This is a genomic window from Leifsonia sp. LS1, assembly GCF_020521355.1.
In the GTDB taxonomy this organism is placed as follows: Bacteria; Actinomycetota; Actinomycetes; order Actinomycetales; family Microbacteriaceae; genus Leifsonia.
The window spans coordinates 87,053-112,480 of record NZ_BPER01000007.1 but is presented as its reverse complement, the minus strand read 5'-3'; the positions used below and the strand labels follow the sequence as shown (position 1 = coordinate 112,480).

Genomic DNA, 25,428 nt, shown 5'->3' with positions numbered 1-25,428 from the left:
TGGGGGTATCGGGATCAGCAAACCGGAGGACGGGCGCGCCGCATTCCCCGCCGGACGCGCTCCCAGTCTCTTGCCAGGTGCGGCGCCTCCCGCCGCCACCCGCCACCCCAGCCCCGATCCGGTCGACCGCTAGACTCCGGATCAGATCGATCCGAGGGGAACCGTGCTCATCACCATCGCCTACGCGGGTGCGCCCGCGACAGACCTCGGCTTCCTGCTCCACAAGCACCCCGATCGCGTGCACGCGTTCGACCTCCCCGTCGGCACCGCGCACGTCTTCTACCCGGAGGCGACGCCCGAGGGCTGCACGGCCGCCCTCCTGCTCGAGGTCGATCCCATCGAGCTCGTGCGGAGCAAGCGATTCCGCGGCGACAGCGGGATGCTCGCGCACTACGTCAACGACCGTCCCTACGTCTCGGGCTCGATGCTGGCAGTCGCGCTCCAGTCGGTCTTCCGGACCGCGATGACCGGTCGCTGCGACGCGCGCCCCGAGCTCGCCGCCGCGGAGCTCGAGCTCGAGATCTCGGTCGGCACCATCCCGGTCCGCGGCGACGACGATCTGGTGGCGCGACTGTTCGTCCCGTTGGGGTGGGCGATCGACGAGGAGGTCTCCCCGCTCGACACCGACCACCCCGAGTGGGGCCCCTCGCCGTATCGCACGCTCACCCTGCGCGGCCACTCCCGCCTCGCCGACGCCCTCCGGCAGCTCTACGTGCTCCTGCCGGTGCTCGACGACGCCAAGCACTACTGGGTCGCCGACGCGGAGGTCGACAAGCTGATGCGGGCCGGCGAGGGCTGGCTGGCCGCCCACCCGGAACGGGAGCTCATCAGCCGCCGCTACCTCGCCCATCAGCGCTCCTACGTGGAGGATGCCGCGTCGCGGCTCGACGCCCTGGACGGCTCCACCGCCCACGACGACGACGCGGCCTCCGACGCCGACACGGAATCCCGCCCGCGCCCGCTCAACCAGCAGCGCGCGGAGGCGGTGCTCGCCGCCCTGCGCGAGGTGGGGGCGACATCGGTCGGCGACATCGGCTGCGGACCGGGTGCGCTGCTCGCCCGCCTCGCCGTCGACCCCGCGATCCGCCGCATCGTCGGGACGGACCTGTCGAGCGCCGCGCTCGTCCGGGCGGCCGACCGGCTGGGCCTCGCGGAGCGCAGCGACGCCGAGCGGTCGCGCATCCAGCTCCTGACGTCGTCCGTCACCTACCAGGACGACCGCATCGCCGGGCTGGACGCCCTCGTGCTGATGGAGGTCGTCGAGCACGTCGAGACGGACCGGCTCGACGCCCTCGAACGGTCGGTGTTCGCGTTCGCCCGTCCCGGCGCCGTCATCGTGACCACGCCCAACGCCGAGTACAACGTGCACTACCCCGGTCTGCGGGCCGACGGGTTCCGCCATCCCGATCACCGGTTCGAGTGGACCCGCGCCGAGTTCGCGGCCTGGGCGCAGGAGGCCGCGCGCCGCTACGGCTACACCGTCGAGTTCCGCGCCGTCGGCGACGTCGACCCCGCGCACGGCTCCCCCACCCAGCTCGCTCTGTTCCGCCGGGAGGCGCCATGACGACCCACGAGACGCACAACACCGCCGCGGTGGAGCTCCCGGTTCCGACGCAGTCCCTGGTCGTGCTGGTCGGAGTGAGCGGCTCGGGCAAGTCGACTTTCGCCCGCGAGAAGTTCGCTCCCTACGAGGCCCTCTCGAGCGACACGTTCCGCGGGATGGTGTCCAACGACGAGAACGACCAGAGCGCGACCGAGGCGGCGTTCGAGGCGCTCCGGCACGTCGCCGCGGCACGACTCCGCGCCGGGCTCCTCACCGTGATCGATGCGACGAACGTGCAGGCGTCTGCGCGCCGCAGCCTCGTCCAGCTCGCGAAGGACCACGACGTGCTCCCGACCGCGATCGTGCTCGACCTGCCGACGGCCCTCTGCATCGAGCGCACCGAGGCGCGCTCCGACCGTGCGTTCGGGGCCGACGTGGTGCGCCGGCAGTCCAAGCAGCTGCGCTCGGGGCTCGCCGGGCTGAAGCGTGAGGGCTTCCGCACGGTCCATGTGCTCCGCGACGAGGGGAGCGTCGCGCGCGCGTCGATCGTGCGCACCCGGCTGCTCAACGACCGGACCGACGAGCATGGTCCGTTCGACGCGATCGGCGACGTGCACGGCTGCCGCTCCGAGCTGGAGACGCTGCTGGGAGCGCTCGGCTACGTCATCGAGCGGGACGACCACGGCCGGCCGATCGACGCGGAGCACCCCGAGGGCCGCCGCGTCCTGTTCCTCGGCGACCTGGTGGACCGCGGGCCGGACTCGCCCGGCGTCCTCCGCCTGGCCATGGGCATGGTACGCGCCGGTCACGCCATCGCGGTGCCGGGCAACCACGAGGACAAGCTCGCCCGAGCCCTGCGGGGCGACAAGGTCACCGTCGCACACGGCCTCGAGCTCACTCTGGCCCAGCTGGCGGATGAGCCGCCGGAGTTCGTCGCCGAGGTCGAGCGGTTCTGCCGCGAGCTCGTCGCCCACCTTGTGCTCGACGACGGCGCGCTCGTCATCGCGCACGCCGGTCTGAAGGAGGCCTATCACGGCCGTGCTTCCGGCAGGGTGCGCGCGTTCGCGCTCTACGGCGACGTGACCGGGGAGACCGACGAGTACGGCCTGCCGGTGCGCCTCCCGTGGGCCGAGGACTACCGCGGCCGTGCGGTCGTCCTCTACGGGCACACCCCGGTCCCGCGGGCCGAATGGATCAACAACACGATGTGCCTCGACACCGGCTGCGTCTTCGGCGGCGCACTGAGCGCGCTGCGCTACCCCGAGCGCGAGGTCGTCTCCGTCGCCGCCGAGCAGCGGTGGGCGGAGCCGGGCCGGCCGTTCCAGGCGGCGACGGCCACCACGGAGCCGCGTCCGGCCGGAGTGCTGCACATCGACGACGTGATGTCCGCCCCCACCGTGGAGACCGGCACGCTGGGCCGCCTCCGCGTGCGCGAGGAGAGCCGAGCCGGTGCGCTGGAGGTGATGAGCCGCTGGGCCGTCGATCCACGCTGGCTGCTCCACCTCCCGCCGACGATGTCGCCGCCCACGGCGTCGGCGCGCCCCGAGTATCTCGAGCATCCCGACGAGGCGTTCTCCGCCTACCGATCGACGGGCGTGACGGACCTGATCGCCGAGGAGAAGCACATGGGCTCCCGCGCGATCGCCCTCGTGGCGAAGGACCCAGCCCGCTTCGACGCGCCGGCCGGCTGGATCGGGACGGTGCACACGCGTACCGGCCGGCGCTTCTTCGAGCCCGCCCTGGAGCGGGCCTTCCTGGAGCGGCTCGTCGCCGCAGTGGAATCGGCCGGTCTCTTCGACGAGCTCGGGACGGACTGGCTCCTGCTCGACGGCGAGCTGCTGCCCTGGTCGCTGAAGGCCGGAGCCCTGGTCCGCGAGCAGTATGCCGCCGTCGGCGCGTCGGCGCTCTCGGCCCTCCCCTCGGCCGTCGCGGCGCTCGAGCGGGCCGTGAAGTCGGGGCTCGACGTCGCCGCCCTGCTCGAGCGGACCCGCGGGCGCGAAGACAACGCGCGCCGCTACGTCGACGCCTACCGGCGGTACGTGAGCCGCACCGACGGCCTGGAGGGCGTGCAGTTCGCCCCGTTCCAGCTGCTCGCCGCCGAGGGACGGATCTTCGCGGACCAGGACCACGACTGGCATCTCGCCCGCGCCGACCGCCTAGTCGCCGCCGATCCCGCGCTCGTCCGTGCCACGCGCCACGTCACGATCGATCTCGACGACCCCGAATCCATCGCGGCGGCGGTCGGATGGTGGTCGGAGCTGACCGGGGCCGGCGGCGAGGGGATGGTCGTGAAGCCGCGCCGGAACCTGGTGCGCAGCGGCCGCGCGCTCGCCCAGCCCGGGATCAAAGTGCGCGGGCGGGAGTACCTGCGCATCGTCTACGGACCCGACTACACCGACGAGCGTCAGCTCGGTCGACTACGCGAGCGCGCGGTCGGCCACAAGCGCTCGCTGGCCCAGCGCGAGTACGCGCTCGGTCTGGAGTCGCTGCAGCGCTTCGTCGACCGTGAGCCGCTCTGGCGCGTCCACGAGGCGGTGTTCGCCGTGCTGGCGATGGAGACCGAGTCGATCGACCCGCGGCTGTGACCCTCCGGGCTACCAGCTGACCGGCAGCGCCTTGCCCTCCTCGTAGCCGGCGGCCGACTGGATGCCGACCAGGGCGCGCTCATGGAACTCCTCGACGCTGCGGGCGCCCGCGTAGGTGAAGGAGCTGCGGACGCCGGTGGTGATCATGTCGAGGAGGTCCTCGACCGACGGGCGCAGGGGGTCGAGGTAGATGCGGGAGCTCGAGATGCCTTCGGCGAAGAGGGTCTTGCGCGCGAGCTCGTAGGCGTCCAGGCGCTCGAAGCGGCCGTTGACCGCCTTGGTGCTCGCCATCCCCCAGCTCTCCTTATAGAGGGCGCCGTTCGCATCGCGGTCCAGCGCGCCCGGGGCTTCGATGGTCCCGGCGAACCAGGAGCCGATCATGACCGAGGCACCTCCCGCGGCGAGGGCGAGCGCGACATCGCGCGGGTAGCGCACGCCGCCGTCGGCCCACACGTGGGCGCCGAGCTCGCGTGCCGTCTCGCTCGTCTCGAGCACGGCGGAGAACTGCGGGCGGCCGACCGCGGTCATCATGCGCGTGGTGCACATGGCGCCGGGGCCCACACCGACCTTCAGGATGTCCGCCCCCGCGGCGACGAGATCGCGAACGGCCTGCTCGGTGACGACGTTGCCGGCGACGATCGGCAGCCCGAGGCCGAGTCCCTTGACGGTGTGCAGAGCACGACGCATGCCGTCCTGGTCGCCGTGGGCGGTGTCGATGACGAGCACGTCGACGCCGGCGGCAGCGAGCGCCTTCGCCTTGCCCGCGACATCGCCGTTGATGCCGACGGCGGCGGCGACGCGCAACCGGCCGGAAGCGTCGACGGCGGGCGTGTAGATGGTGGAGCGCAAGGCGCTCTTCTTGCTCAGGGTGCCCACGAGGCGGCCGTGGTCCAGGACCGGGGCGAACTCGAGGCCGGCGGCGTCCATCACCGCGAACGCTGAGCGGCCGTCGGCGAGGTCCTCGGCGTCGAGGGAGGTCAGGGTGCCGTGGAGCAGGTCGCCGATCCGCGCGTCGGGAAGCGCCGAGCCGAGCTGCACGGCGGCGAGGCAGCCGAGGAACTCCCCCGACTGGTCGTGCACGACGATGCCGTGCCCCTCGACGGCGGGGATGCGGCGGAGCACGTCGGCGACGGTCTCCTCCGGGGCGGCCGGATACGGGGTGTCGAACGCGACCGGCTGCGCCTTCACCCAACGGATCGCCTCGTCGAGATCCTGCAGGTGCATGTCCTGCGGGAGCACCCCGAGACCGCCGCGCCGGGCGAGCGTCGCGGCGAGACGCTTGCCGGTCACCGAGTTCATGTTCGCCGACACGATCGGGATGGTCGCCCCGGTGCCGTCGCCCGGCGCCAGCGAGACGTCGAGCCGGCTCGTCACGTCCGATCGGGAGGGGACGAGGAAGACGTCGGAGTAGGTGAGGTCGTGGCGTGGCGTCGTTCCATAGAACTGCATGGGAATAACGGTATCGCCCCCGGCTGGGCGACTGCACGGATGCGCCGATGGGATTAGGCTTGATGCTCGGATGGAAGCGGGTGGCCACAAGTCGCCCGAACGGACGAAATCAATGGAGAGAGTGGGCGATCGGCTGTGTCGAGCCAATTGACCGGAGTGGGAACCGACGACGGATCGTCGGGCGAGTTCGGAGCCAACGAATGGCTCGTCGACGAGCTGTACGAACAGTTCGTCAAGGACAGGAACTCGGTCGACAAGTCCTGGTGGCCGATCCTCGAGAGCTACCGGCCCTCGGTCGCGGAGGGCGACGGCGAGACTTCGATCCCCTCCCCCGACGAGACCCCCGCACCGACCCCCTCCGAACCGGTCGCGCCGACCCCGAGCGAGCCGACCGCCCCGAGCCCGGCCGAGCCCGCCGTTCCCGCGCCGTCCGAGCCGACGACCCCGTCCGACGCCCATCCCATGACCACACCGATCCCCGTGATCGGCAGCCAGCCCGTCGCACGCACCACGTCGGTGGCGCCGAAACCCGCGCCCGTTCCGGCCGACGCCCCCGTCACCTCCCCCAACGCCGTCGTCGGCGACGGCGAGGAGGCGGAGGACAAGGTCACTCCGCTGCGCGGCATGGCGAAGTCGCTCGCCACGAACATGGACGCCTCCCTCACGGTCCCGACCGCGACCAGCGTCCGCACCATCCCGGCGAAGCTGATGATCGACAACCGCATCGTCATCAACAACCACCTCAAGCGCGCCCGCGGCGGCAAGGTCTCGTTCACCCACCTCATCGGCTGGGCGCTGATCAAGGCTCTCAAGGAGTTCCCGAGCCAGAACGTCTACTACGACGAGGTCGACGGCAAGCCGTCGGTCGTGGCCCCCGCGCACATCAACCTCGGCATCGCGATCGACATCCCGAAGCCCGACGGCAGCCGTGCCCTGCTCGTCCCGAGCATCAAGCGGGCCGACACCATGCACTTCGGCGACTACCTGACCGCGTACGAGGAGCTGGTGCAGAAGGCGCGCGCCAACAAGCTGACCGCCGGCGACTTCGCCGGGACCACGATCTCCCTGACGAACCCGGGCGGCATCGGCACCGTGCATTCGGTGCCCCGCCTGATGAAGGGGCAGGGCGCGATCATCGGCGCCGGCGCCCTCGAGTACCCGGCCGAGTTCCAGGGCTCGAGCGAGAAGACCCTCGCCAGCCTGGCGATCGGCAAGACGATCACGCTCACGAGCACCTACGACCACCGCGTCATCCAGGGCGCCGGCTCCGGCGAGTTCCTGAAGATCGTGCACGAGCTGCTCATCGGCAAGCGGAGCTTCTACGAGGACATCTTCGCCGAGCTGCGCATCCCGTACGCGCCGATCCGCTGGAACCCGGACATCAGCGTCGACCTCGCCAGTGCCGTCGACAAGACCGCCCGGGTGCAGGAGCTCATCAATTCGTTCCGGGTGCGCGGCCACCTCATGGCCGACATCGATCCGCTCGAGTACAAGCAGCGATCGCACCCCGACCTCGAGATCGAGACGCACGGTCTCACCTTCTGGGACCTCGACCGCGAGTTCGTCACCGGCCAGTTCGGCGACAAGCGCACGATGAAGCTGCGCGACATCCTCGGCGTGCTGCGCGACTCGTACTGCCGGACGGTCGGCATCGAGTACATGCACATCCAGGACCCGGCCCAGCGCAAGTGGTTCCAGGACAAGCTCGAACGCGCCTACGAGAAGCCGACCCACGACGAGCAGCTGCGCATCCTCGGCAAGCTCAACGAGGCGGAGGCGTTCGAGACCTTCCTGCAGACGAAGTACGTCGGTCAGAAGCGGTTCAGCCTCGAGGGCGGCGAGTCCACCATCGCACTCCTCGACACGATCCTGCAGGGCGCGGCGGAGGCGGGGCTCGACGAGGCCGCCATCGGCATGGCCCACCGCGGCCGCCTCAACGTGCTGACGAACATCGCGGGCAAGACCTACGGCCAGATCTTCCGCGAGTTCGAAGGCACGCAGGATCCGCGCACGGTCCAGGGCTCGGGCGACGTCAAGTACCACCTCGGCACCGAGGGCACCTTCAAGGGCTCGGGCGGCGAGGAGATCGCGGTCTACCTGGCCGCGAACCCGTCGCACCTGGAGGCCGTCGACGGCGTGCTCGAGGGCATCGTCCGCGCCAAGCAGGACCGCCGACCGGCCGGGACCTTCCTCACGTTGCCGATCCTCATCCACGGCGACGCCGCGATGGCGGGCCAGGGCATCGTCGTCGAGCAGATGCAGATGTCGCAGCTGCGCGCCTACCGCACCGGCGGCACCATCCACGTCAACATCAACAATCAGGTCGGCTTCACCACCCCTCCCGGCGAGGGCCGCACGTCGGTGTACTCGACCGACGTCGCGAAGACTATCCAGGCGCCGATCTTCCACGTGAACGGTGACGACCCGGAGGCCGTGGTCCGCGTCGCCCAAGTGGCGTTCGAGTACCGCCAGGAGTTCAAGCGCGACGTCGTCATCGACCTCATCTGCTACCGCCGCCGCGGTCACAACGAGGGCGACGACCCGTCGATGACGCAGCCGCTCATGTACAACCTGATCGAGGCCAAGCGCTCCGTGCGCCGCCTCTACACCGAGGCCCTCGTCGGCCGCGGCGACATCACCGAGGAAGAGTACGAGCAGGCGCACCGCGACTTCCAGGAGCGCCTGGAGCGCGCCTTCATGGAGACGCACGCGGCGCAGACCAACTCGACCCCGATCGTGACCGCCGACGGCGTCGCGGCCGGACTCGATGCGCCGAACGCGCAGCAGAACGACGACAATGTCGGGGAGCCGGAGAGCACCGCCGTCTCGGAGCAGGTCATCCAGCTCATCGGCGACGCGTTCAACAACCCGCCCGCGGGCTTCACCGTGCACCCCAAGCTCCAGCAGCTGCTCAACAAGCGCAGCGACATGAGCCGCAACGGCGGTGTGGACTGGGGCTTCGGCGAGCTGCTCGCCCTCGGTTCCGTGCTCCTCGAGGGCACCCCGGTGCGCCTCGCCGGCCAGGACGCCCGCCGCGGGACGTTCGTGCAGCGCCACGCTGTGCTGCACGACCGCTCGAACGGCCAGGAGTGGCTGCCGCTCGCGAACCTCAGCGACAACCAGGCCCGGTTCTGGATCTACGACTCGCTGCTGAGCGAGTACGCCGCGATGGGATTCGAGTACGGCTACTCGGTCGAGCGCGCGGACGCCCTCGTGCTGTGGGAGGCCCAGTTCGGCGACTTCGCCAACGGCGCGCAGATCATCATCGACGAGTTCATCTCGTCGGCCGAGCAGAAGTGGGGTCAGCGCTCGTCGCTCGTCCTGCTCCTTCCGCACGGCTACGAGGGCCAGGGACCGGACCACTCCAGTGCCCGCATCGAGCGGTACCTGCAGCTGTGCGCCGAGAACAACATGACCGTCGCCCGCCCGTCGACCCCGGCGTCGTACTTCCACCTGCTGCGTCGTCAGGCGTACGCCCGCCCGCGCCGTCCGCTCGTGGTCTTCACTCCGAAGGCGATGCTGCGGCTGCGCGGTGCGACCAGTGACGTCGCGGACTTCACCAACGGCAAGTTCGAGCCTGTCATCGACGACGCCCGCATCTCCGACAAGGGCGCCGTCAAGCGCGTGCTCCTGATGGCGGGCAAGCTCTACTACGACCTCCTCAACGAGCTCGACAAGAATCCCAACCCGGAGATCGCCCTCGTCCGCGTGGAGCAGTACTACCCGCTGCCCGGGGCCGAACTCAAGGCGGTCGTCGACTCCTACCCCAACGCCGAGCTGGTGTGGGTGCAGGACGAGCCCGAGAACCAGGGCGCGTGGCCGTACATGATCCTGGAGACCTCCAAGCTGGGCCCGCGACCGCTCGGCGTCGTCTCCCGCCCGCCGTCGGCCTCCCCGGCCGCCGGCTCGGCGAAGCGCCACGCGCAGGAGCAGTCGGTGCTCATCCAGCGTGCGCTGACGCTCTAGCGCACGGACGGTGTGCGAGGCCGGTCGGACCTTCGGGTGCGGCCGGCCTCCGTCGTTCACGCACCCCGGCCGCCAGGGGCCTGTTGCCGGGCGCGCTCTCGGGCGTACGTTGTGGCCATGACCGTGCTGACCACCCACCGCCTCGGCGAGCCCTGCTGGGTCGACCTCGCATCCTCCGACGTCCCCCGCGCGCTCGCGTTCTACACGTCCCTGTTCGGCTGGACCGCAGACGAGGCCGGCGAGGAGTACGGCGGGTACGTCACCCTCCGCAAGGACGGCCGCACCGTCGCCGGGCTCGGACCCGCGATGCCCGGCGCGCAGCCCGATGCGTGGCTCACGTACCTGCTGGTCGAGGACTCCGACGCGGCCGAGCGCGATGCCGTCGACAACGGCGCGAACGCGCTGGCGCCGACGATGGAAGTGGGCGACCAGGGCCGTCTTGCGGTGATCGCGGACCCCGGCGGCGCGGTCGTCGGGCTGTGGGAACCGGAGCAGCACCGCGGCTTCGAGCTTGTCGCGGAGGTGGGCGGCATCGCCTGGCATGAGCTCTATGCGCGCGCCTACCCCGCGCAGGTCGACTTCTACACGCGGGTCTTCGGGTGGCAGACCCAGGTACTCGGCGACACGGCAGACTTCCGCTATTCCACGTTCGGCGACCCGGAGATGCCAGCGGGCGGGATCTACGACGCCGACGGGATGCTGCCGCCCGGCGTGCCGTCGCACTGGGTGGTGTACTTCGGCGTCGCCGATGCGGACGCCGCCTCGCAGCGGGTCGCCGAACTCGGCGGCACGATCGTGCGGGATCCGTGGGACAGCGAGTTCGGCCGTTTCGCGCAGGCGACCGACCCGCTCGGCGCGCTCTTCTTCCTGCACCAGGTGCGCTGACCGACCGTCGCCGCCCCTCCGTCTGCGCCCGCGTCAGGCTCGCGGTCGGAGGCCGTCCACGAGCAGGTCGAGCAGGCGCGCGATCTGGGCCGTGTCCGCGGTACTCCGCGTGGCGAGGAAGACGCCGACGAGCGCGGTCGTGACGTCGTCGGCCTCGAGGTCGCCCCGTAGTGCCCCGGTCGCCACCCCCGCCTCGAGGAAGCGCGCGATCACACTGTTCACGCGCTCGCGGGTGTGGAGGGTGTTGGCCGCGTCCGCGAGTGCGCCGGCTCGCAGTGACTCGGCCATGCCGCGTTTGGTCGTCACGAACCCGGCATAGCGGTCCAGCCAGCTGCGGAGTGCCGCATCAGCGGGCACGGCGTCGAGGTGGTCCTCCGCTGCGGCGATGACCGCATCGAGTTCCTGGGCGTACACCGCGGCGACGAGGTCCTCACGGGTCGGGAAGTTGCGGTAGAGGGTTCCGATCCCCACCCCGGCCGCCCGTGCGATGGCTTCGAGGGAGACCTGCTCCCCGCCGGCCGCGAACGCGGACCGTGCGGCCTCCACGAGCACGGCGCGGTTGCGAGCGGCATCCGCGCGAGGTGCGCGGGATCGCGTCGAGGTCGTCTCAGGGGATGACAAAGCGGAGGCTCCTCCGTATAGTGAAGTTAAGCGGAGGCTCCTCCGCTCTCTCTTGAGTATAGGGAAGTCCCCCATGAACGACACGATCATCCGCCCGGGCGGAACCGCGGACCTGGCCGGCCACTCCGTGGCGCGCATCGGCTACGGCGCGATGGCGCTGGAACGGTTCAGCGCAGACCCCGACGGGGGCGTGCGCCTTCTGCGCCGGGCGGTCGAACTCGGCATCGACCACATCGACACCGCCGACTTCTATGGCGACAGCATCTCCAACGACCTCATCCGCCGCGCGATCCGGCCCGCGGACGACGTGGTGGTCGTCACGAAAGTGGGCGCGCTGAAGAATCCCGGCGGCCCGATTCCGCTCCGGCCGGGCCAACGGCCCGAGCAACTCCGGCAGGCCGTCGAGGACAACCTCCGCACGCTCGGGCGCGAACGCCTCGACGTCGTGAACCTCCGTCGTCTCGACGTCGGACCCGGCGTCGTGGCGGAGGGTGAGCAGGTGGTCGACCTCGACGATCAGCTGGCGGCGCTCATCGCCCTGCGCGACGCCGGCACCATCCGCGCCATCGGACTCAGCGCGGTCGACGAGCCCGATGGCGGCGCGCCCTCCCCGCCGGCATCGTGTGCGTGCAGAACGCCTACGGCGTCGTCGACCGGCGCTTCGAACCTCTCCTGCGGCTGTGCGCCGACCAGGGGATCGCATGGGTGCCGTTCTTCCCGCTCGGCTCCGGCTTCCCCGGCATCCCCAAAGCCACCGAGCAGCCCGAGGTGGTCGCCGCCGCCGAACGACGGGGAGCGACCCCGGCGCAGATCGGACTCGCGTGGCTGCTCGGTCACTCCCCCGTCGCCCTGATCATCGCCGGGACGTCGAGTGCCGCACACCTGGCCGAGAATGTCGCCGTCGGCGGGATCGACCTCGACCCGGCGACCACGGCCGAGCTGGACGCGATCTGGGAGGCACGCTTCGCCTCCGCGGGCGACCCGGCTCCGCGCTGGACCGACTAGCCTCCGGCGGGCGTCAGTGGGCGGTCGCCTGGAACGACCGGATGCGCAGCAGCACCTCGGTGCGCAGCGTCTCCGGCGCGGTCTCCTTGCACGCCCGCTGCACGACCTCGGTCAGCACCACATTGAGGTGCGCCTCGTTCGTGCACCCGTCGCAGTTCGCGAGGTGCTCCCGGATGTCCGCCGCATCTTCGCGGCACAACTCGTTGCGCAGGTATTCCTCGAGGTCTTTCTTGGCCTTCTCGCAGCCGCAGTCCGTCATTTCGTGCTCCTGGTGGTCTGCACGGCGGCGGGCTGGACAGCAGAGAGCCCGCGCTCATGCGCGTAGTCGGTGAGGAGTTCCCGCAGCATCTTGCGACCGCGGTGCAGCCGGCTCATCACCGTGCCGATGGGGGTCTTCATGATGTCGGCGATCTCCTGGTAGGAGAACCCCTCCACGTCGGCGAGGTAGACGGCCAGCCGGAAATCCTCCGGGATGGCCTGCAGCGCGTCCTTGACGGCGCTGTCGGGCAGATGGTCGATCGCCTCCGCCTCGGCCGAGCGGCTGGACGACGCGGAGATCGACTCCGCGCCTCCGAGCTGCCAGTCCTCGAGCTCGTCGATCGTCCCCTGATACGGCTCGCGCTGCTTCTTGCGATAGGTGTTGATGAACGTGTTGGTGAGGATGCGGTACAGCCACGCCTTGAGGTTCGTGCCCTGCTGGAACTGCGCGAAGGCGGCGTACGCCTTGACATACGTCTCCTGGACCAGGTCCTGTGCGTCCGACGGATTCCTGGTCATGCGGAGGGCCGCTGCGTACAGCTGGTCCATGAACGGCAGGGCCTGCTCCTCGAAGAGGCGACCGCTGTCCTCGGTTTCGGTGCTCATCGGGGGCAAGTCTAGTTGTGCCGCCGCCACGACGTCTCGACGGGTGTCCGAGCGGCGGAGGGATCGGGTCCCGAGGGGCACGCGACGTGTCGTCGCGCGGGGAGCGTCGAGAACGGCGGTCCTGGATGCCACGGGATGTCCTTCCTTCGGTCGGGAACACGGATACCCTTGACAACAATGCTGATCTCGAAATATTCCGCTCCCGACTTCGACCCGTACGGCGACGCCCGCACGGAGGAGCCGAACACGCTGTGGCCCGCGCCCGTCGCGTCCGGGCCGGTCTCCGCGTCGGTGTCGCTCCCCGGATCCAAATCGCTCACCGCGCGCGAGCTCGTGCTCGCGGCCCTCGCCGACGGGCCCTCGCTGCTGCGGGCTCCCTTGCACTCGCGAGACAGCGCCAACATGATCGAGGCGCTGCGCTCTCTCGGCGTCGGCATCGACGAGAAGCACGGCGACAGCGAGTTCGGCGCCGACCTCCTCGTCACGCCCGCGGAGGAGTTGCTCGGCAGCACCACGATCGAATGCGGCCAGGCGGGCACCGTCATGCGCTTCGTCCCCCCGATCGCGGGTCTGGCCCTCGGGCCGACGTCGTTCGACGCGGACGACTCCGCGCGCGGTCGGCCCATGGGGGCGATCATCGCGGCCCTCCGGGCGCTCGGCGTCGACGTGAACGACGACGGCCGCGGCTCGCTCCCGTTCACGGTGCACGGGACGGGCTCGGTCGCCGGAGGCGCGATCAGTGTCGACGCCTCCAGCTCCAGCCAGTTCGTCAGCGCGCTGCTGCTCTCGGCGAGCCGCTTCACTGAGGGCCTCGACCTTACCCACTCCGGCGAGCGCCTCCCGAGCCTCCCGCACATCGAGATGACCATCGCCACCCTGGCGGCCCGCGGCGTCGAGGTCGAGTCGCCGGAGGTGGGGCGCTGGGTCGTACGGCCGGGCGCCATCGCCGCGCGGGACGTCGACATCGAGCCCGATCTCTCCAATGCGGCGCCGTTCCTCGCGGCCGCGGTGGTCACCGGCGGCACGGTGACCATCACCGGCTGGCCGGAGTCGACCACGCAGGTGGGCGCCGACCTGGCGGAACTGCTGCCTCTGTTCGGCGCGACCGTGACGCGCGAGGGCGACCGGTTGACGGTCGCCGGGCCCGAGCGCATCCGCCCCGTGCAGCTCGACCTCACCACCGGCGGCGAGCTCGCCCCGGCGCTCGTCGCTATCGCCGCTCTGGCGGACGGGCCGAGCGAGATCACCGGCATCGGGCACATCCGCCACCACGAGACCGACAGGCTGGCGGCTCTGGCCGCCGAGATCAACGGCCTCGGCGGTGCGGTCACCGAGCTGGAGGACGGCCTGCGCATCGAGCCGCGGCCGCTGCGCGGCGGCGTGTGGCGCAGCTATGAAGACCACCGCATGGCGACCGCCGGCGCCATCGTCGGACTGGTCGTCCCGGGCGTCGAGATCGAGAACGTCGCCACGACGGCGAAGACCCTGCCTCAGTTCACCCAGCTGTGGACGCGGATGCTCGCGGAAGGCACCGCTACGCAGTGACGGAGAACACGGGGGCCTGGTGGGACGACGGCGACGACGACGACGACGAATACGACGCCTTCGACGAGTCGAGCGTCCGCTCGCGGCCGAACCCGAAGGGCAACCGGCCGCGCACGAAGACGCGGCCCGGGCACACCGACGCGCAGATCGCGCGGGTGCTGGGCGTGGACCGCGGCCGATACACCGTGCTCCTCGATGAGGACACCGACGACGAACGCCAGGTCGTCGCCGCCCGAGCCAGCGAGCTGCGCCGCCAGCCGATCGTGAACGGGGACCGCGTGGCCGTCGTGGGCGACACCACCGGGGAGGAGGGCACCCTCGCCCGCATCGTGCGGATCGAGGAGCGCTCGACCCTTCTGCGCCGCAGCGCCGACGACACCGACGATGTGGAGCGGGTGATCGTGGCGAACGCCGATCAGATGCTCATCGTCGTCGCGGCGGCCAACCCCGAGCCGCGCACGCGACTCGTGGACCGCTACCTGGTCGCCGCGTACGACGCCGGGATCGCGCCCATGCTGTGCGTGACGAAGATCGACCTCGCCGATCCGGCCCCGTTCCTCGAGAACTTCGCCGGACTCGACCTGCCAATTTTCACCAGCCGTGAGGACCGCATCCCGGTCGACGAGATCAGGGCGGCTCTGGTGGGGCACGACACGGTCGTCGTCGGCCATTCGGGTGTGGGCAAGTCGACCCTGGTCAACGAGCTCGTGCCCGGCGCACGCCGAGCGACAGGCCATGTCAACGTCGTCACCGGGCGAGGCCGGCACACCTCCTCGTCCACCGTCTCGCTCCGCGTCGAGAGCCGCGAGGGACACGGCTGGGTGATCGACACCCCCGGCGTGCGCTCGTTCGGGCTCGGGCACGTGAACACGGACAGCATCCTGAAATCCTTCACCGACCTCGCCGAGCTGGCGGAGGACTGCCCGCGCGGCTGCACTCACCTGCCGGACGCTCCGGACTGCGCCATCGTGGAGGCAGTGGAGGCCGGCGCCCTGGGCGAGGCGGGGCGCGCACGACTCGACTCCCTCCAGAGATTGCTCACGACCTTCGCGCGCTGAGCGAGAATGGACGCATGACTGACGTGCGACTCGAAGCCGGCCGGCCGGCCCCCGCGTTCACCCTGACCGACCAGGACGGCTCCCCCGTCTCCCTCAGCGACTACGCCGGGAAGAACGTGATCGTCTACTTCTATCCTGCGGCGATGACGCCGGGGTGCACGAAGGAGGCGTGCGACTTCCGCGACAACCTCAACTCGCTGAAGTCGGCCGGCTACCAGGTCATCGGCATCTCGAAGGACGCCCCGGCACAGAACAAGAAGTTCCAGGAGCAGGAGGGCCTCAACTTCCCGCTGCTCTCCGATGAGGACCTCGCCGTCCACAACGCGTACGGCGCCTATGGCGAGAAGAAGCTCTACGGCAAGGTGGTGCAGGGCGTCATCCGCTCGACGTTCGTGATCGACCCCGACGGCTCGGTGCGCCTGCCGCTCTACAACGTGAAGGCGACGGGCCACGTGGCGTCGCTCCGCAAGAAGCTCGGCCTCGACTAGGCCGGATCAGGCCGGGAGGCGGGGAACCGACGCGAGCAGGCGCTGCGTGTAGGGGTCGGCCGGGGTGCGCAGCACCGCCCTGGTCGGCCCCTGCTCCACCACCCGTCCGCCGCGGAGCACGACGGTCTCGGCGCAGAGCGACGCCACGACACTGAGATCGTGCGACACCATGACGACGGTCATGCCGTCCTGCTCGGCCAGCCGGCCGAGCAACTCGACGATCTGGATGCGCGTCGTCACGTCGAGGGCGCTCACCGGCTCGTCGGCCAAGAGCACCCGCGGCCGCGACACGATCGCGCGGGCGATCGCGATGCGCTGCCGCTGCCCGCCGGAGAACTCGTGCGGGTAGCGTCCGGCCGCATCCGCGGGAAGAGCCACCGCTTCGAGCGCCGCGGCGACACGGTCGCGGGCGTCGGCTCCCGACGCGATCCGGAGCGACGCGAGCGGCTCGCCCACGATGCGGCCGACGCTCTGGCGCGGGTCGAGCGAGGAGTAGGGGTCCTGGAAGACCGTCTGCACGCTCCGCCGGAACACGCGCATGACCCGTCCATCCCGGCGGTCGAGAGGGGCGCCGTCGAAGAGCACGGCGCCGCTGCTCGGGCTGCTGAGGCCGAGCAGGAGCGAGAGGGCGGTGGTCTTGCCCGCGCCGGACTCGCCGACGAGACCGACGCTGCGTCCCTCTTCCACGCTCAGCGACACGCCCTCCAGCGCGGGAGCGGTGGCGCGGCGATAGCGGAAGCCTGCGTCGCGGAGCTCGAGGATGGCGGTCATTCCACCTCCAGGGCGGCGTCGAGCTCCCGGGCGCTGCGCACAAGCTCGATCGTGTACGGGTCCGTCGGCGCGTCGAGGAGGCGCTGGATGCAGCCTTCCTCCACCACGCGCCCTCCGCGCAGCACCAGAGCGCGATCGGTCATGCGGGACACGACGGCGAGGTCGTGGCTGACGAACAGCAGCGCCATCGCGCGCTCGGCGACGAGGGAGTCGAGCAGGGCGAGCACATCGGCCTGCACGGTGACATCGAGCGCGGTCGTCGGCTCGTCCGCGATCAGCAGCCGGGGTCGGCAGGCGAGCGCCGCAGCGATCGCGACGCGCTGCCGCTGACCGCCGGAGATCTCGTGCGGGTAGGCACGCGCGATGCGGTCGGGATCCGGCAGCCGCACCTCGTCGAGGGCCTCGCGCACCGCCGTTCGGAGCGCGCTCCCGCGCAGGCCGAGGTGGCGGCGCAGCGGCTCCGCGACCTGCTGCCCGAGTCGCATCAGCGGATCGAGCGCGGTCAGCGGCTCCTGGAAGACGAACGACACCACACGTCCGCGCAGCGGGACCAGATCGCGTTCTTTCGCCCCGACGACCTGCACACCGTCGAGCTCCACCGATCCCGCGGCGGTCAGGCCGTCCGGCACGAGGCCGGCCACCGCGTACGACGTCAGCGATTTGCCGGAACCGGACTCGCCGATCAGGCTCAGCCGCTCCCCGGCCGCCAGAGAGAAGGAGATGTCGCGCACGAGTGGTGCGCCGTCGCGCGCCGCCACGGAGAGGGATCTCACGTCGAGGATCATCGGGACCGCCTCCTCGTCGGGTCGACGACGTCACGGAGACCGTCTGCGACCAGGTTGACGCCGATCACGAGCACGACCAGCGCGACGCCGGGTGCGATGGCGCCGACCGGGGCGACCGCCACAGTGCCCTGGGCCTCCTGCAGCAGGCGGCCCCACGATGCGTTCGGCGGCGGCGCACCCAGGCCCAGGTACGACAGGCTCGCCTCGGCGAGCACCGCGATGCCGAATTGCAGCGCCAGGTTCACCAGCAGGGTCGGCCAGATGTTCGGCAGCACGTGCCGGCCGACCACGCCGGGCCAGCCCGTGCCGGACGTGCGCGCGGCCGTGACGTACTGGTGCCCCAGCACACGTTTGGCGAGCACGCGGGTGAGACGCGCGATGACGGCCGACATCGCCAGCCCGATCGCAAGGATCGCCGTGCCGAGCGATGCGCCCTGCGCCGCCACGATGAGCATGGCGAGCAGGAGCGTCGGGAAGGCGATCAGGATGTCCAGCACGGCGGAGATGGTGTCGTCGAGCCACGTCGAGGCGAACGCCGCGAGGAGACCGATCGTCACGCCGATGAGCGCGCCGATCGCGACCGAGCCGAGGCCGACGGCCAGCGCGATGCGAGCGCCGACCATCAGCTGCGACAGGAGGTCGCGGCCGAGCTTGTCGGTGCCCAGCCAGTGCTCCGGCCCGGGGTGCTCGAGCCTCCCGCCCGACGTGTCGCTGGGCGCGTAGGGCAGCCAGAAGAACGAGACCAGTGCGACGAGCGCGACCAGTCCGACGAGCGTCAGCCCGATCCCGAGGGTCACCGAACGGCGGGCACGCCGTCGGCCGCGCCGCTGCGGTGCGGCGCCCTGCGCCGCCGCCTGATCGACGACCGCGCTCATCGGTTCCCCGAGATGCTGTGCCGCAGGCGCGGGTCGACGAGGCGCTGCACCACATCGGCGGCGAAACCGATGATCAGCACGGCGAACGTCGAGACGAAGAGGATGCCCTGGATGCTCTGGAAGTCGTGCTGCTCGATCGCCCGCAGCAGCATGCTCCCCAGCCCGGGCAGGGTGAAGACGCTCTCGACGACGACGGCGCCGAGGAAGGTCGTGGCGAGCTCGATGCCCAGGATGGAGATGACCGGCACGGCTCCATTGCGCACGCCGTGCCGCCACATCGCCCCGCCGAAGGTCGACCCGAGCGCCCGCGAGTTGCGCAGGTAGTCGCTCCCGATCACGTCGAGCGTCGCGCTGCGGACGTATCGCGCGATGGAGGCGCTCATCACGATGGCGATGGTGATGATCGGCAGCGCGAGCGACTCCAGCGCCGCCGCCGGATCGGCCCAGTCGTCGCGCGGGAAGCCACCCGAGGGGAACCAGCGGAGGTTGATCGAGAAGACGCTGACCAGCAGAATGCCGACCCAGAACACCGGCACGGCGATCCCGAGCTGTGAGAACGCGGAGAGGGCGATGCCGTACCAGCGGTCGGCCTTCCAGGCCGCGACGAATCCGATCGGGAGGGCGAGGACGAGCGCGAGAGCGAACGACAGCAGTGTCAGCGGGATGGTGACCGCCAGCCGGGAGACGATCTCGGGCCCGACCGGCAGAGAGCTGATGAAGGACGTGCCGAGGTCGAGCCGCAGCAGGCTGCCGAACCAGGCGAAGAACTGGTCGATCAGCGGCTTGTCGCTGCCCACCTGCTTCTGGGCGGCTGCGATCTGCTCCGGGGTCGCGTTGACCGACAGCAGCGCATTCGCCGGGTCGCCCGGGAGCACGCGCAGGAGGAAGAACAGGACCACCATGGCGAGCAGCAGCGACACCACGAGGAACGCGGTGCGACGCAACAGATACGGGGCCATGGTGTTTTCAGCGTAGAGGCCCGGGGAGTCCGTCACGGACTCCCCGGGCGAGGAGGGTGTGCTCTCGGCGCTACTTCTTGACGATGTCGTACGTGTAGAAGGTCGAGTTCAGCCCGTTGACGGTATAGCCGGAGAGGTCGCTGGAGGCGACGACGATCTGCGGCGTGAGGTACAGCCACACGCTCGCAGCGTCCTTCGCGATCTGCTCGTTGACCAGCTTCAGCTTCGCGGTCTGCTCGGCGGTGGTCGAGGACTGCTCGGCCTCGTCCACCCACTGGGTGACCTGCGGGTTGTCGTAGCCCCAGTAGAAGTCGGGGTTCCCGTACCAGACCACGTCGCGGTCGTTCACATGCTCCTGGAGGGTCGCCTCGAAGTTCTTCTCCTTGAACACCTTCGAGTACCACTCGTCCGCCGAGATGGTGTTGATGTTCACGGTGATGCCCACCTTGGCGAGCTCGCTCTTCACGAACTCGGCGACGGCGGGGTGCGGGTCGTAGCTCGGGGTGTCGAGCGTGAACGTGAAGCCGTTCGCATAGCCCGCGTCGGCGAGCTCCTTCTTCGCGAGGGCCGTGTCGTAGGGGTTCACCGTGGTGAGGTCCTCGTACCAGGGGTCGCTCGGCGGGACCATCGAGCCGATCAGGGTGCCGTAGTCGCCCCAGATCGAGTTGAGGAGCTTCTTGGTGTCGATCGCGGAGTACACGGCCTTGCGGACCTCAGCCTTGTCGAACGGCGCGACGCGGTCGTTGAACGCCAGGAGCTCCTTGACCGTCGACTTGCCGTCGTTGATCGCATAGTCCGTGTTGCCCTTGAGCTGGTCGAGCGCGTCCGGGCTCTGGATGTTGGTGACGATGTCGACCTGGTTCGTCACGAGCGCGTTGGAGAGGGCGGAGGCGTCGGTGAAGTAGTCGAAGACGACCTCCTTGTTCTTCGCCTTCTCGCCCCAGTAGCCGCTCCAGCGCTCGATGCTGAGCGAACTGCCGCGCTTCCACGTGCCGAGCGTGTAGGGGCCGGTGCCGTCCTCCGCCGTCTTGTAGTCCTTCACGCCCGGACCGTAGATCCACACGTAGCTGAGGTTGTACGGGAGGGAGATCGACCGGTTCTTCAGTGTGATGACAACGGTGTGCGCGTCGGGGGTCTCGATGCCCGAGATCACCGCGAGCTGCGACTTGCGGGCCGACTGCGAGTCGGCGGCGGTCACGCGCTCGATGCTCCGCTTGACATCGGCGCTGGTGAACGCGGAGCCGCCGTGGAACTTCACGCCCTCCCGGAGCGTGAACGTGTAGGTGAGGCCGTCCTCGCTGGCGGTGTACTTGGTCGCGAGCAGCGGCTCGACCTTGCCGTCGTCGGTGAGCTTGAACAGCCCCTCGTAGACGTTGCCGTTGAACGCCTCCGTGACTCCGCTGCCGCTGCCGGCGGTGTTGTCGAGGTGGACGGGCTCGTTCTGCGAGCCGACGGCGATCGTCGCGTCCGTTCCGGACGCCGACGAGGAGGACGAGGCGCCCGAGCATCCGGCGAGCGTCAACGCCGCGGCGATGCCGATCGCGAGAGTGGCGAGCAGGGGGGTCTTTCTCAACGGAGTTCTCCTGTGCTGTGGAGGGGGGGAAGGGAAGGGTGGAGCGAACCGGATGCGCTATCGCGCGCCGCCCGAGCGGAGCACCACGCGCTTCTCGCCCGCGAGGACGGGCACGGCGAAGCGGTTGTTCCGCGGCGGCAGCGGACAGTTGTACTGGTCCGAGAAGCCGCAGGGAGGCACGAAGGCGCGGTTGAAGTCCAGGACGACGCGGTCTCCGTCGCGCTGCACGAAGAGGAAGCGCCCGGACGCGTACGTTCCGTCGTCCCCCTCCGCACCGTTGGTGGCGTCGGCGAAGACGAGCAGAAGAGTGCCGTCGTCGTCGAACGCGCTCAGCGTGTGGTCGACGCCGTCGAGCCGGAAGGTGATGTCACCGGGGACGACGAGATCGCGGGTGAGCCCGTTGTCGCGTAGATGCTCGAAGGGCACCGTGCGGTCGGCCGCGACCGGGTGGAACTCGGCCTCGACGACCCACTCCGGATCGAACGGGAACGCGTCGATGGTCTCGAACGCCCGGATGGCCGGCGAGTCGGCGTCCCACAGGCGGATTCCCCGCTCGGGCTCCCCGGTCTCCAGGTCGCGGCGGGTCAGCTCCGTGGCGGTGACGGTGGCGGGCCGGCCGGCGAGCGCGTCCTCCGCCGTGGTCTGATCGTCGGGTGCGAGCCAGCGCGTCTCCACGAGTGCGAGGTTGCCGGTCGGGGCGGCGACGCTCGCGAGCCGCGCCCGTCGCCATGCGTCGTAGCCGGCGCGTGCCGCGTCGACGGACGCGGGCGAAGAGGGTCTGAATGCGGGGGCCTGCGGGGCGGAGAGATCAGTCACGATGTCGGGCATAACGCACTCAGTCTGCGTCTTGTTCCCGACTCGTGCTCAATCGTGTTGCTCTGTGTTGCGCACCGTGGCACGGACGACGGACGGCGTGAGGGCGAGGACTCCGGCGACCAGGGCGGGGATCAGGAGCGCCCAGCCCAGGTCCGGCCGCGCGACGAGACCCTGGAAACAGCCGACGGCGACGGCGATCTGCAGGATCTGGATGGTCACCGTCGACGCGCGCGCCCATCCCCGCTTCCGCAGGATGCCCGCGGCGGTGACGATGACCCAGATCGCCCCGAGCAGCGTCAGGATGAAGATCGCGATCGCGGTCGCGAACGACTCGGGTGTCACCGTGAGCAGTTCGACGAGCAGCCAGCCGGCGAGCCCGGTGACCAGAGCGGCCTCCAGGAACAGGATCACCGCGAGGGCGATCAGCGCGGGCGGTCGGGAGTTCGAGTCGGGCACTATATCACTCCACTATTTCCGTCATGTGTTCCCAGGGTTATCCCATACAAAACTATTGATTCGAGTTGGGCCCTATGGGAGCATATTGGAGGTCGAGTTAGTGCTCACAGGGTGGTGGGCAGGTCTTTTCCCCAACGGATCTGAAGAACCCTGTAACCCGACTGCTTACCTGCATTCTAGGCCACTCAGGCCAGGAGACATTCAGCGAACAAGGAGCATATCTTCATGGATTGGCGCGACAAAGCCGCCTGCCTGACCGCGGACCCCGAGCTTTTCTTCCCCGTCGGAAACACGGGACCCGCCGTCGACCAGATCGACAAGGCGAAGGCGGTCTGCGCGCGGTGCACCGTCACCGAGATCTGCCTGCAGTACGCCCTCGAGACCGGCCAGGACTCGGGCGTCTGGGGCGGCCTCTCAGAGGACGAGCGCCGCGCTCTCAAGCGTCGCGCCGCCCGCGCCCGCCGCGCTTCCTGAGCGCGCGGCACCGCCACACCACAGACTCTTCATCGCACCACAGCACCGCCGAGGCGGCGCTCCGCACCAGCTGGACGGACACCTAGCACCCCGCACAGCACCGACGAGGCGGAGCGCCCCTCGGCCTTTCTCTTGCCGAGGGGCGGCCGACGGCGTCAAACCGTCGTGAGGTAGCGCAGGGGGACCTCGATGGTCACCTCGGTGCCCTGCCCCATGAGCGTGTGCCAGTCGATCGCTCCCCCGAGCTCGCCCTGGATGAGCGTGCGCACGATCTGCGTGCCGAGACCGGAGCCGACCTTGCCCTCCGGCAGGCCCGACCCGTTGTCGACGACCTTGACCGTCAGCGACTCCGCCGAGCGGTTCGCGATGATCTCGACCTGGCCCTCGCGGCCGGCGAGGCCGTGCTCGACGGCGTTCGTGACCAGCTCGGTCAGCGCCAGGGCCAGCGGCGTCGCGTACTCGCTCGGCAGCGTGCCGAAGGAGCCCGACTTCTTGGGATGGACCGTCGTGGTGTGGCTCGCGGCCACCTCCGCGACGAGCAGCAGGACGCGGTCGAACACGTCGTCGAAGTCGACGATCTGCGCCAGTCCGGTCGACAGCGTGTCGTGCACGACCGCAATGGCCGCCACTCGGCGCATCGCCTGGCTGAGAGCCTCGCGGGCCTCCTCCGAGTGCGTCCGGCGCGCCTGGATGCGCAGCAGCGAAGCGACCGTCTGCAGGTTGTTCTTGACCCGGTGGTGGATCTCGCGGATCGTCGCGTCCTTGGTGATGAGCTCACGCTCCTGGTGCCGCTGCTCCGACACGTCGCGACAGAGGACGATCGCGCCGACCCGCTCTCCGCGATTGCGGATCGGGATGGCGCGGAGCGACACCGTCACCCCGCGTGCCTCGATGTCGGTCCGCCACGGGGCGCGGCCGGTCACGACGAGCGGGAGCGATTCGTCGACGGTCAGCGTGCCCACCACCAGGCCGGTCGTGACCGTCGCCAGCGACTCACCCTCCAGCTCGCCGGTGAAGCCCATACGGTTGAACGCGCTCAGGGCGTTCGGGCTGGCGAACGTCGTGATCCCGTCGACGTCGAGACGGATCAGCCCGTCCGCGGCGCGCGGCTGGCCGCGTCGAGGGGCGGCCGGTGCGCCCAGGTCGGGGAAGTCGCCGGAGGCGATCATGCTGAACAGGTCGTTGGCGCACTCGTTGAACACGAGCTCCTGCCGGCTCGGCGTGCGCGCCTCGCTGAGGTTGGTGTGCCGGGTGATCACCGCGATCGGCTCGTCGGCCGTGTCGGGCGAGTGCACCGTGAGGCGACGGATGACCGGAACCGCCCGCACGCGCGTCGGGGTCTCCTCGTACCAGTCGGGGGCCGACGTGTCGATGATCGTCTTGGTCCGGAAGGCGTCGGTCACCTGCTGCTTCCACTCCGGCTTGATGCGCTGCCCTACGAAGTCGCGGTAGAACAGCGTCGCGGCGCTCGACGGCCGCGCATGCGCGACGGCGACGAAGTCGTCGTCGGACGTGGGCACCCACAGCACGATGTCGGCGAACGCCAGGTCGGCGAGCAGCTGCCAGTCGCCGACGAGTCCGTGGAGCCATTCCACGTCGGCCTCGGACGAACGACCCTGGGCATGGATGAGATCACTGAGCGTCGACACCCCCCTAGTGTAGGCGGACCCCCGGCGCCCTGACGGCGGTTATCCACACCCGCGTCGACGCCCTGGACTCCCCCGCTCCCCGCTGCTTGAGTGAGGTCGTGCGAACACCGGCCGGGGGCCGTCGACGATCGGGGGGAACCGTGAGCACAGGAAATCCGGCGCGCGTCGACATCCGTGAGCGCGGTCCTCGCGGCGGCGGACGGTCTCCACCGCCGCCCCTCCCCGCGGGAGCGGACGACGCAGCACGATACCGAATCACATCACAAGGAGACCCATGCCCACCACAGCGACGACGACCGACCGCTCGCCCGCTCCCGCGCGGACGAACGCCCCGGAGCGAACGGCGCCGCCGCGACACGACCGGTCGAACGCTCCGGTCGGCGCCGTCCAGAAGTCCTGTCCGGCCCGTCCCACGATCCATCGCGAACAGCCGCGGGGTGTCGAGGGCGGCGGCGCGGGTCGCTCCGCCACCGGACGCACTCAGGCCGACGAAGCCGGGGACGCCTCCCCCGCGCGGCCCGCCGATCTTCGGCCGCCGACGTCACAGCGACCCCATGCCGCCCGTGCCGCCCGCGCCGTCCCGCCTCCTCCGCTGACCACGTCGGATCCCGGCGCGGACGACGCGCTGGCCGCACTGGACGACGATCCGGAGCTCCTCTGCCTGAATCTCGCCCATTGCGTCGTCGAGATCCTCGCGGGTGCGCGGGCGCTCGACCAGATCGGCCGCTGGGTCACCGACGCGGTCTTCCTGCATCTCCTGCGGCGGACGGTGCTGGCCGCGCGTGCCCGCAGCGTCGCCGCGCAGGAGGCCATGCGTCCGCGCTTCCGGCTCGGCGCTCCTGTGCTCGGTCGCCCCGCCGACGGCGTGATCGAGGCGGTCGTGGTCGTGCACCAGACCTCACGCTCCCGCGCCGTCGCCGTGCGCCTCGAGCGTCACCGCTCCCGCTGGCGCGCGACGGCCATCAGCGTCCTCTGACCCCGACCGGATCAGCAGCACGACACCGGAACGCCGGAAGGCGGCCCCTCGAGAGGGGCCGCCTTCCGGTCTGGGCCAGGTCGTG

The 25,428-nt window shown here is 70.4% G+C and carries 22 protein-coding genes and 1 pseudogene; 11 read left to right on the top strand and 12 right to left on the bottom strand.

What is annotated here, in order from left to right:
* The first annotated feature begins 163 nt into the window (after positions 1-163).
* A complete protein-coding gene (locus LLS1_RS13790; RefSeq protein ID WP_226656366.1) occupies positions 164-1,564 on the top strand; it encodes a 3' terminal RNA ribose 2'-O-methyltransferase Hen1 in 1,401 nt (466 codons plus the stop codon).
* A complete protein-coding gene (locus tag LLS1_RS13785; protein ID WP_226656364.1) occupies positions 1,561-4,128 on the top strand; it encodes a polynucleotide kinase-phosphatase in 2,568 nt (855 codons plus the stop codon). Before LLS1_RS13790 ends, LLS1_RS13785 begins: the two co-directional genes overlap by 4 nt.
* A 9-nt stretch (positions 4,129-4,137) precedes the next feature.
* Here LLS1_RS13785 and LLS1_RS13780 read toward each other — a convergent pair whose 3' ends face one another.
* Positions 4,138-5,577 carry a GuaB1 family IMP dehydrogenase-related protein gene (locus tag LLS1_RS13780; protein WP_223360094.1) on the bottom strand — a complete coding sequence of 480 codons (1,440 nt, stop codon included), beginning with the start codon at positions 5,575-5,577 and terminating at the stop codon, positions 4,138-4,140.
* A gap of 135 nt (positions 5,578-5,712) precedes the next feature.
* On the opposite strand from LLS1_RS13780, the gene LLS1_RS13775 reads away from it, so the two are divergent.
* A complete protein-coding gene (locus LLS1_RS13775; RefSeq protein ID WP_226656362.1) occupies positions 5,713-9,543 on the top strand; it encodes a multifunctional oxoglutarate decarboxylase/oxoglutarate dehydrogenase thiamine pyrophosphate-binding subunit/dihydrolipoyllysine-residue succinyltransferase subunit in 3,831 nt (1,276 codons plus the stop codon).
* A 117-nt stretch (positions 9,544-9,660) separates the two neighbouring features.
* Entirely contained in the window at positions 9,661-10,428 is a 768-nt protein-coding gene (locus tag LLS1_RS13770; RefSeq protein WP_226656360.1) for a VOC family protein, read from the top strand.
* A 33-nt stretch (positions 10,429-10,461) separates the two neighbouring features.
* Here the strand turns inward: LLS1_RS13770 and LLS1_RS13765 are convergent, their stop codons facing one another.
* Positions 10,462-11,049, bottom strand: a complete 588-nt coding sequence (locus LLS1_RS13765; protein WP_226656358.1) for a TetR/AcrR family transcriptional regulator — start codon at positions 11,047-11,049, stop codon at positions 10,462-10,464.
* 73 nt (positions 11,050-11,122) lie between these two features.
* On the opposite strand from LLS1_RS13765, the pseudogene LLS1_RS19480 reads away from it, so the two are divergent.
* Together LLS1_RS19480 and LLS1_RS19475 are read left to right on the top strand one after the other, a co-directional pair.
* Positions 11,123-11,575, top strand: a pseudogene (locus LLS1_RS19480) (aldo/keto reductase); the annotation flags it as partial.
* A gap of 101 nt (positions 11,576-11,676) precedes the next feature.
* Entirely contained in the window at positions 11,677-12,054 is a 378-nt protein-coding gene (locus LLS1_RS19475; RefSeq protein ID WP_264186917.1) for an aldo/keto reductase, read from the top strand.
* A 13-nt stretch (positions 12,055-12,067) separates the two neighbouring features.
* On the opposite strand, the gene LLS1_RS13755 is transcribed toward LLS1_RS19475, so the two are convergent.
* Both LLS1_RS13755 and LLS1_RS13750 read right to left on the bottom strand, forming a co-directional pair.
* Complete coding sequence (locus LLS1_RS13755) at positions 12,068-12,313, bottom strand: zf-HC2 domain-containing protein (RefSeq protein ID WP_223360089.1); 246 nt, start codon at positions 12,311-12,313, stop codon at positions 12,068-12,070.
* Positions 12,310-12,918, bottom strand: coding sequence for a sigma-70 family RNA polymerase sigma factor (locus LLS1_RS13750; RefSeq protein ID WP_223360088.1), 609 nt, complete (start codon positions 12,916-12,918; stop codon positions 12,310-12,312). Before LLS1_RS13750 ends, LLS1_RS13755 begins: the two co-directional genes overlap by 4 nt.
* Positions 12,919-13,095: 177 nt before the next feature.
* On the opposite strand from LLS1_RS13750, the gene aroA reads away from it, so the two are divergent.
* Genes aroA through bcp form a run of 3 tightly spaced genes read left to right on the top strand, consistent with a single transcriptional unit; the run spans position 13,096 to position 16,009 of the window.
* Positions 13,096-14,463 carry a 3-phosphoshikimate 1-carboxyvinyltransferase gene (aroA, locus tag LLS1_RS13745; protein ID WP_226656356.1) on the top strand — a complete coding sequence of 456 codons (1,368 nt, stop codon included), beginning with the start codon at positions 13,096-13,098 and terminating at the stop codon, positions 14,461-14,463.
* A complete protein-coding gene (gene rsgA / locus LLS1_RS13740; RefSeq protein WP_226656354.1) occupies positions 14,460-15,521 on the top strand; it encodes a ribosome small subunit-dependent GTPase A in 1,062 nt (353 codons plus the stop codon). The genes aroA and rsgA overlap by 4 nt, the downstream gene beginning before the upstream one ends.
* Before the next feature lie 14 nt (positions 15,522-15,535).
* Positions 15,536-16,009 carry a thioredoxin-dependent thiol peroxidase gene (bcp, locus tag LLS1_RS13735; protein WP_226656352.1) on the top strand — a complete coding sequence of 158 codons (474 nt, stop codon included), beginning with the start codon at positions 15,536-15,538 and terminating at the stop codon, positions 16,007-16,009.
* Positions 16,010-16,015: 6 nt separating this feature from the next.
* Here bcp and LLS1_RS13730 read toward each other — a convergent pair whose 3' ends face one another.
* From LLS1_RS13730 to LLS1_RS13700, 7 genes are all read right to left on the bottom strand, one after another.
* On the bottom strand, positions 16,016-16,780 hold the full coding sequence (locus tag LLS1_RS13730; RefSeq protein ID WP_226656351.1) for an ABC transporter ATP-binding protein: 765 nt from the start codon (positions 16,778-16,780) through the stop codon (positions 16,016-16,018).
* The gene (locus LLS1_RS13725; protein WP_226656349.1) at positions 16,777-17,565 is read right to left on the bottom strand and encodes an ABC transporter ATP-binding protein; all 789 of its coding nucleotides are present in this window, start codon (positions 17,563-17,565) and stop codon (positions 16,777-16,779) included. The genes LLS1_RS13730 and LLS1_RS13725 overlap by 4 nt, the downstream gene beginning before the upstream one ends.
* Positions 17,562-18,440, bottom strand: a complete 879-nt coding sequence (locus LLS1_RS13720; RefSeq protein WP_226656347.1) for an ABC transporter permease — start codon at positions 18,438-18,440, stop codon at positions 17,562-17,564. The genes LLS1_RS13725 and LLS1_RS13720 overlap by 4 nt, the downstream gene beginning before the upstream one ends.
* Complete coding sequence (locus LLS1_RS13715) at positions 18,437-19,399, bottom strand: ABC transporter permease (RefSeq protein ID WP_223360081.1); 963 nt, start codon at positions 19,397-19,399, stop codon at positions 18,437-18,439. Before LLS1_RS13715 ends, LLS1_RS13720 begins: the two co-directional genes overlap by 4 nt.
* Before the next feature lie 70 nt (positions 19,400-19,469).
* Positions 19,470-20,972: an ABC transporter substrate-binding protein gene (locus tag LLS1_RS13710; RefSeq protein WP_226656345.1), complete on the bottom strand. Its 1,503-nt coding sequence runs from the start codon at positions 20,970-20,972 to the stop codon at positions 19,470-19,472.
* Between the two features lie 57 nt (positions 20,973-21,029).
* Positions 21,030-21,800 carry a DUF1684 domain-containing protein gene (locus LLS1_RS13705; RefSeq protein WP_226656343.1) on the bottom strand — a complete coding sequence of 257 codons (771 nt, stop codon included), beginning with the start codon at positions 21,798-21,800 and terminating at the stop codon, positions 21,030-21,032.
* 36 nt (positions 21,801-21,836) lie between these two features.
* Positions 21,837-22,244 (bottom strand): hypothetical protein, encoded by a 408-nt coding sequence (locus LLS1_RS13700; protein WP_226656341.1) that lies wholly within the window; start codon positions 22,242-22,244, stop codon positions 21,837-21,839.
* A gap of 225 nt (positions 22,245-22,469) precedes the next feature.
* On the opposite strand from LLS1_RS13700, the gene LLS1_RS13695 reads away from it, so the two are divergent.
* Positions 22,470-22,718: a WhiB family transcriptional regulator gene (locus LLS1_RS13695; RefSeq protein ID WP_018190103.1), complete on the top strand. Its 249-nt coding sequence runs from the start codon at positions 22,470-22,472 to the stop codon at positions 22,716-22,718.
* A gap of 155 nt (positions 22,719-22,873) precedes the next feature.
* On the opposite strand, the gene LLS1_RS13690 is transcribed toward LLS1_RS13695, so the two are convergent.
* Positions 22,874-24,367, bottom strand: coding sequence for a sensor histidine kinase (locus LLS1_RS13690; protein WP_223360077.1), 1,494 nt, complete (start codon positions 24,365-24,367; stop codon positions 22,874-22,876).
* A 274-nt stretch (positions 24,368-24,641) separates the two neighbouring features.
* Here LLS1_RS13690 and LLS1_RS13685 point away from each other — a divergent pair, with 274 nt between their 5' ends.
* Positions 24,642-25,343 carry an Rv3235 family protein gene (locus LLS1_RS13685; RefSeq protein WP_226656339.1) on the top strand — a complete coding sequence of 234 codons (702 nt, stop codon included), beginning with the start codon at positions 24,642-24,644 and terminating at the stop codon, positions 25,341-25,343.
* Positions 25,344-25,428 lie beyond the last annotated feature (85 nt).

Bases quoted from the DNA above. Each gene is read 5' to 3' on its own strand.
- LLS1_RS13785 (WP_226656364.1), top strand. From the start codon at position 1,561: ATGACGACCCACGAGACGCACAACACCGCCGCGGTGGAGCTCCCGGTT.
- LLS1_RS13780 (WP_223360094.1), bottom strand. From the start codon at position 5,577: ATGCAGTTCTATGGAACGACGCCACGCCACGACCTCACCTACTCCGAC.
- LLS1_RS13770 (WP_226656360.1), top strand. From the start codon at position 9,661: ATGACCGTGCTGACCACCCACCGCCTCGGCGAGCCCTGCTGGGTCGAC.
- LLS1_RS13755 (WP_223360089.1), bottom strand. From the start codon at position 12,313: ATGACGGACTGCGGCTGCGAGAAGGCCAAGAAAGACCTCGAGGAATAC.
- LLS1_RS13750 (WP_223360088.1), bottom strand. From the start codon at position 12,918: ATGAGCACCGAAACCGAGGACAGCGGTCGCCTCTTCGAGGAGCAGGCC.
- aroA (WP_226656356.1), top strand. From the start codon at position 13,096: ATGCTGATCTCGAAATATTCCGCTCCCGACTTCGACCCGTACGGCGAC.
- bcp (WP_226656352.1), top strand. From the start codon at position 15,536: ATGACTGACGTGCGACTCGAAGCCGGCCGGCCGGCCCCCGCGTTCACC.
- LLS1_RS13730 (WP_226656351.1), bottom strand. From the start codon at position 16,780: ATGACCGCCATCCTCGAGCTCCGCGACGCAGGCTTCCGCTATCGCCGC.
- LLS1_RS13725 (WP_226656349.1), bottom strand. From the start codon at position 17,565: ATGATCCTCGACGTGAGATCCCTCTCCGTGGCGGCGCGCGACGGCGCA.
- LLS1_RS13720 (WP_226656347.1), bottom strand. From the start codon at position 18,440: ATGAGCGCGGTCGTCGATCAGGCGGCGGCGCAGGGCGCCGCACCGCAG.
- LLS1_RS13715 (WP_223360081.1), bottom strand. From the start codon at position 19,399: ATGGCCCCGTATCTGTTGCGTCGCACCGCGTTCCTCGTGGTGTCGCTG.
- LLS1_RS13705 (WP_226656343.1), bottom strand. From the start codon at position 21,800: ATGCCCGACATCGTGACTGATCTCTCCGCCCCGCAGGCCCCCGCATTC.
- LLS1_RS13695 (WP_018190103.1), top strand. From the start codon at position 22,470: ATGGATTGGCGCGACAAAGCCGCCTGCCTGACCGCGGACCCCGAGCTT.
- LLS1_RS13685 (WP_226656339.1), top strand. From the start codon at position 24,642: ATGCCCACCACAGCGACGACGACCGACCGCTCGCCCGCTCCCGCGCGG.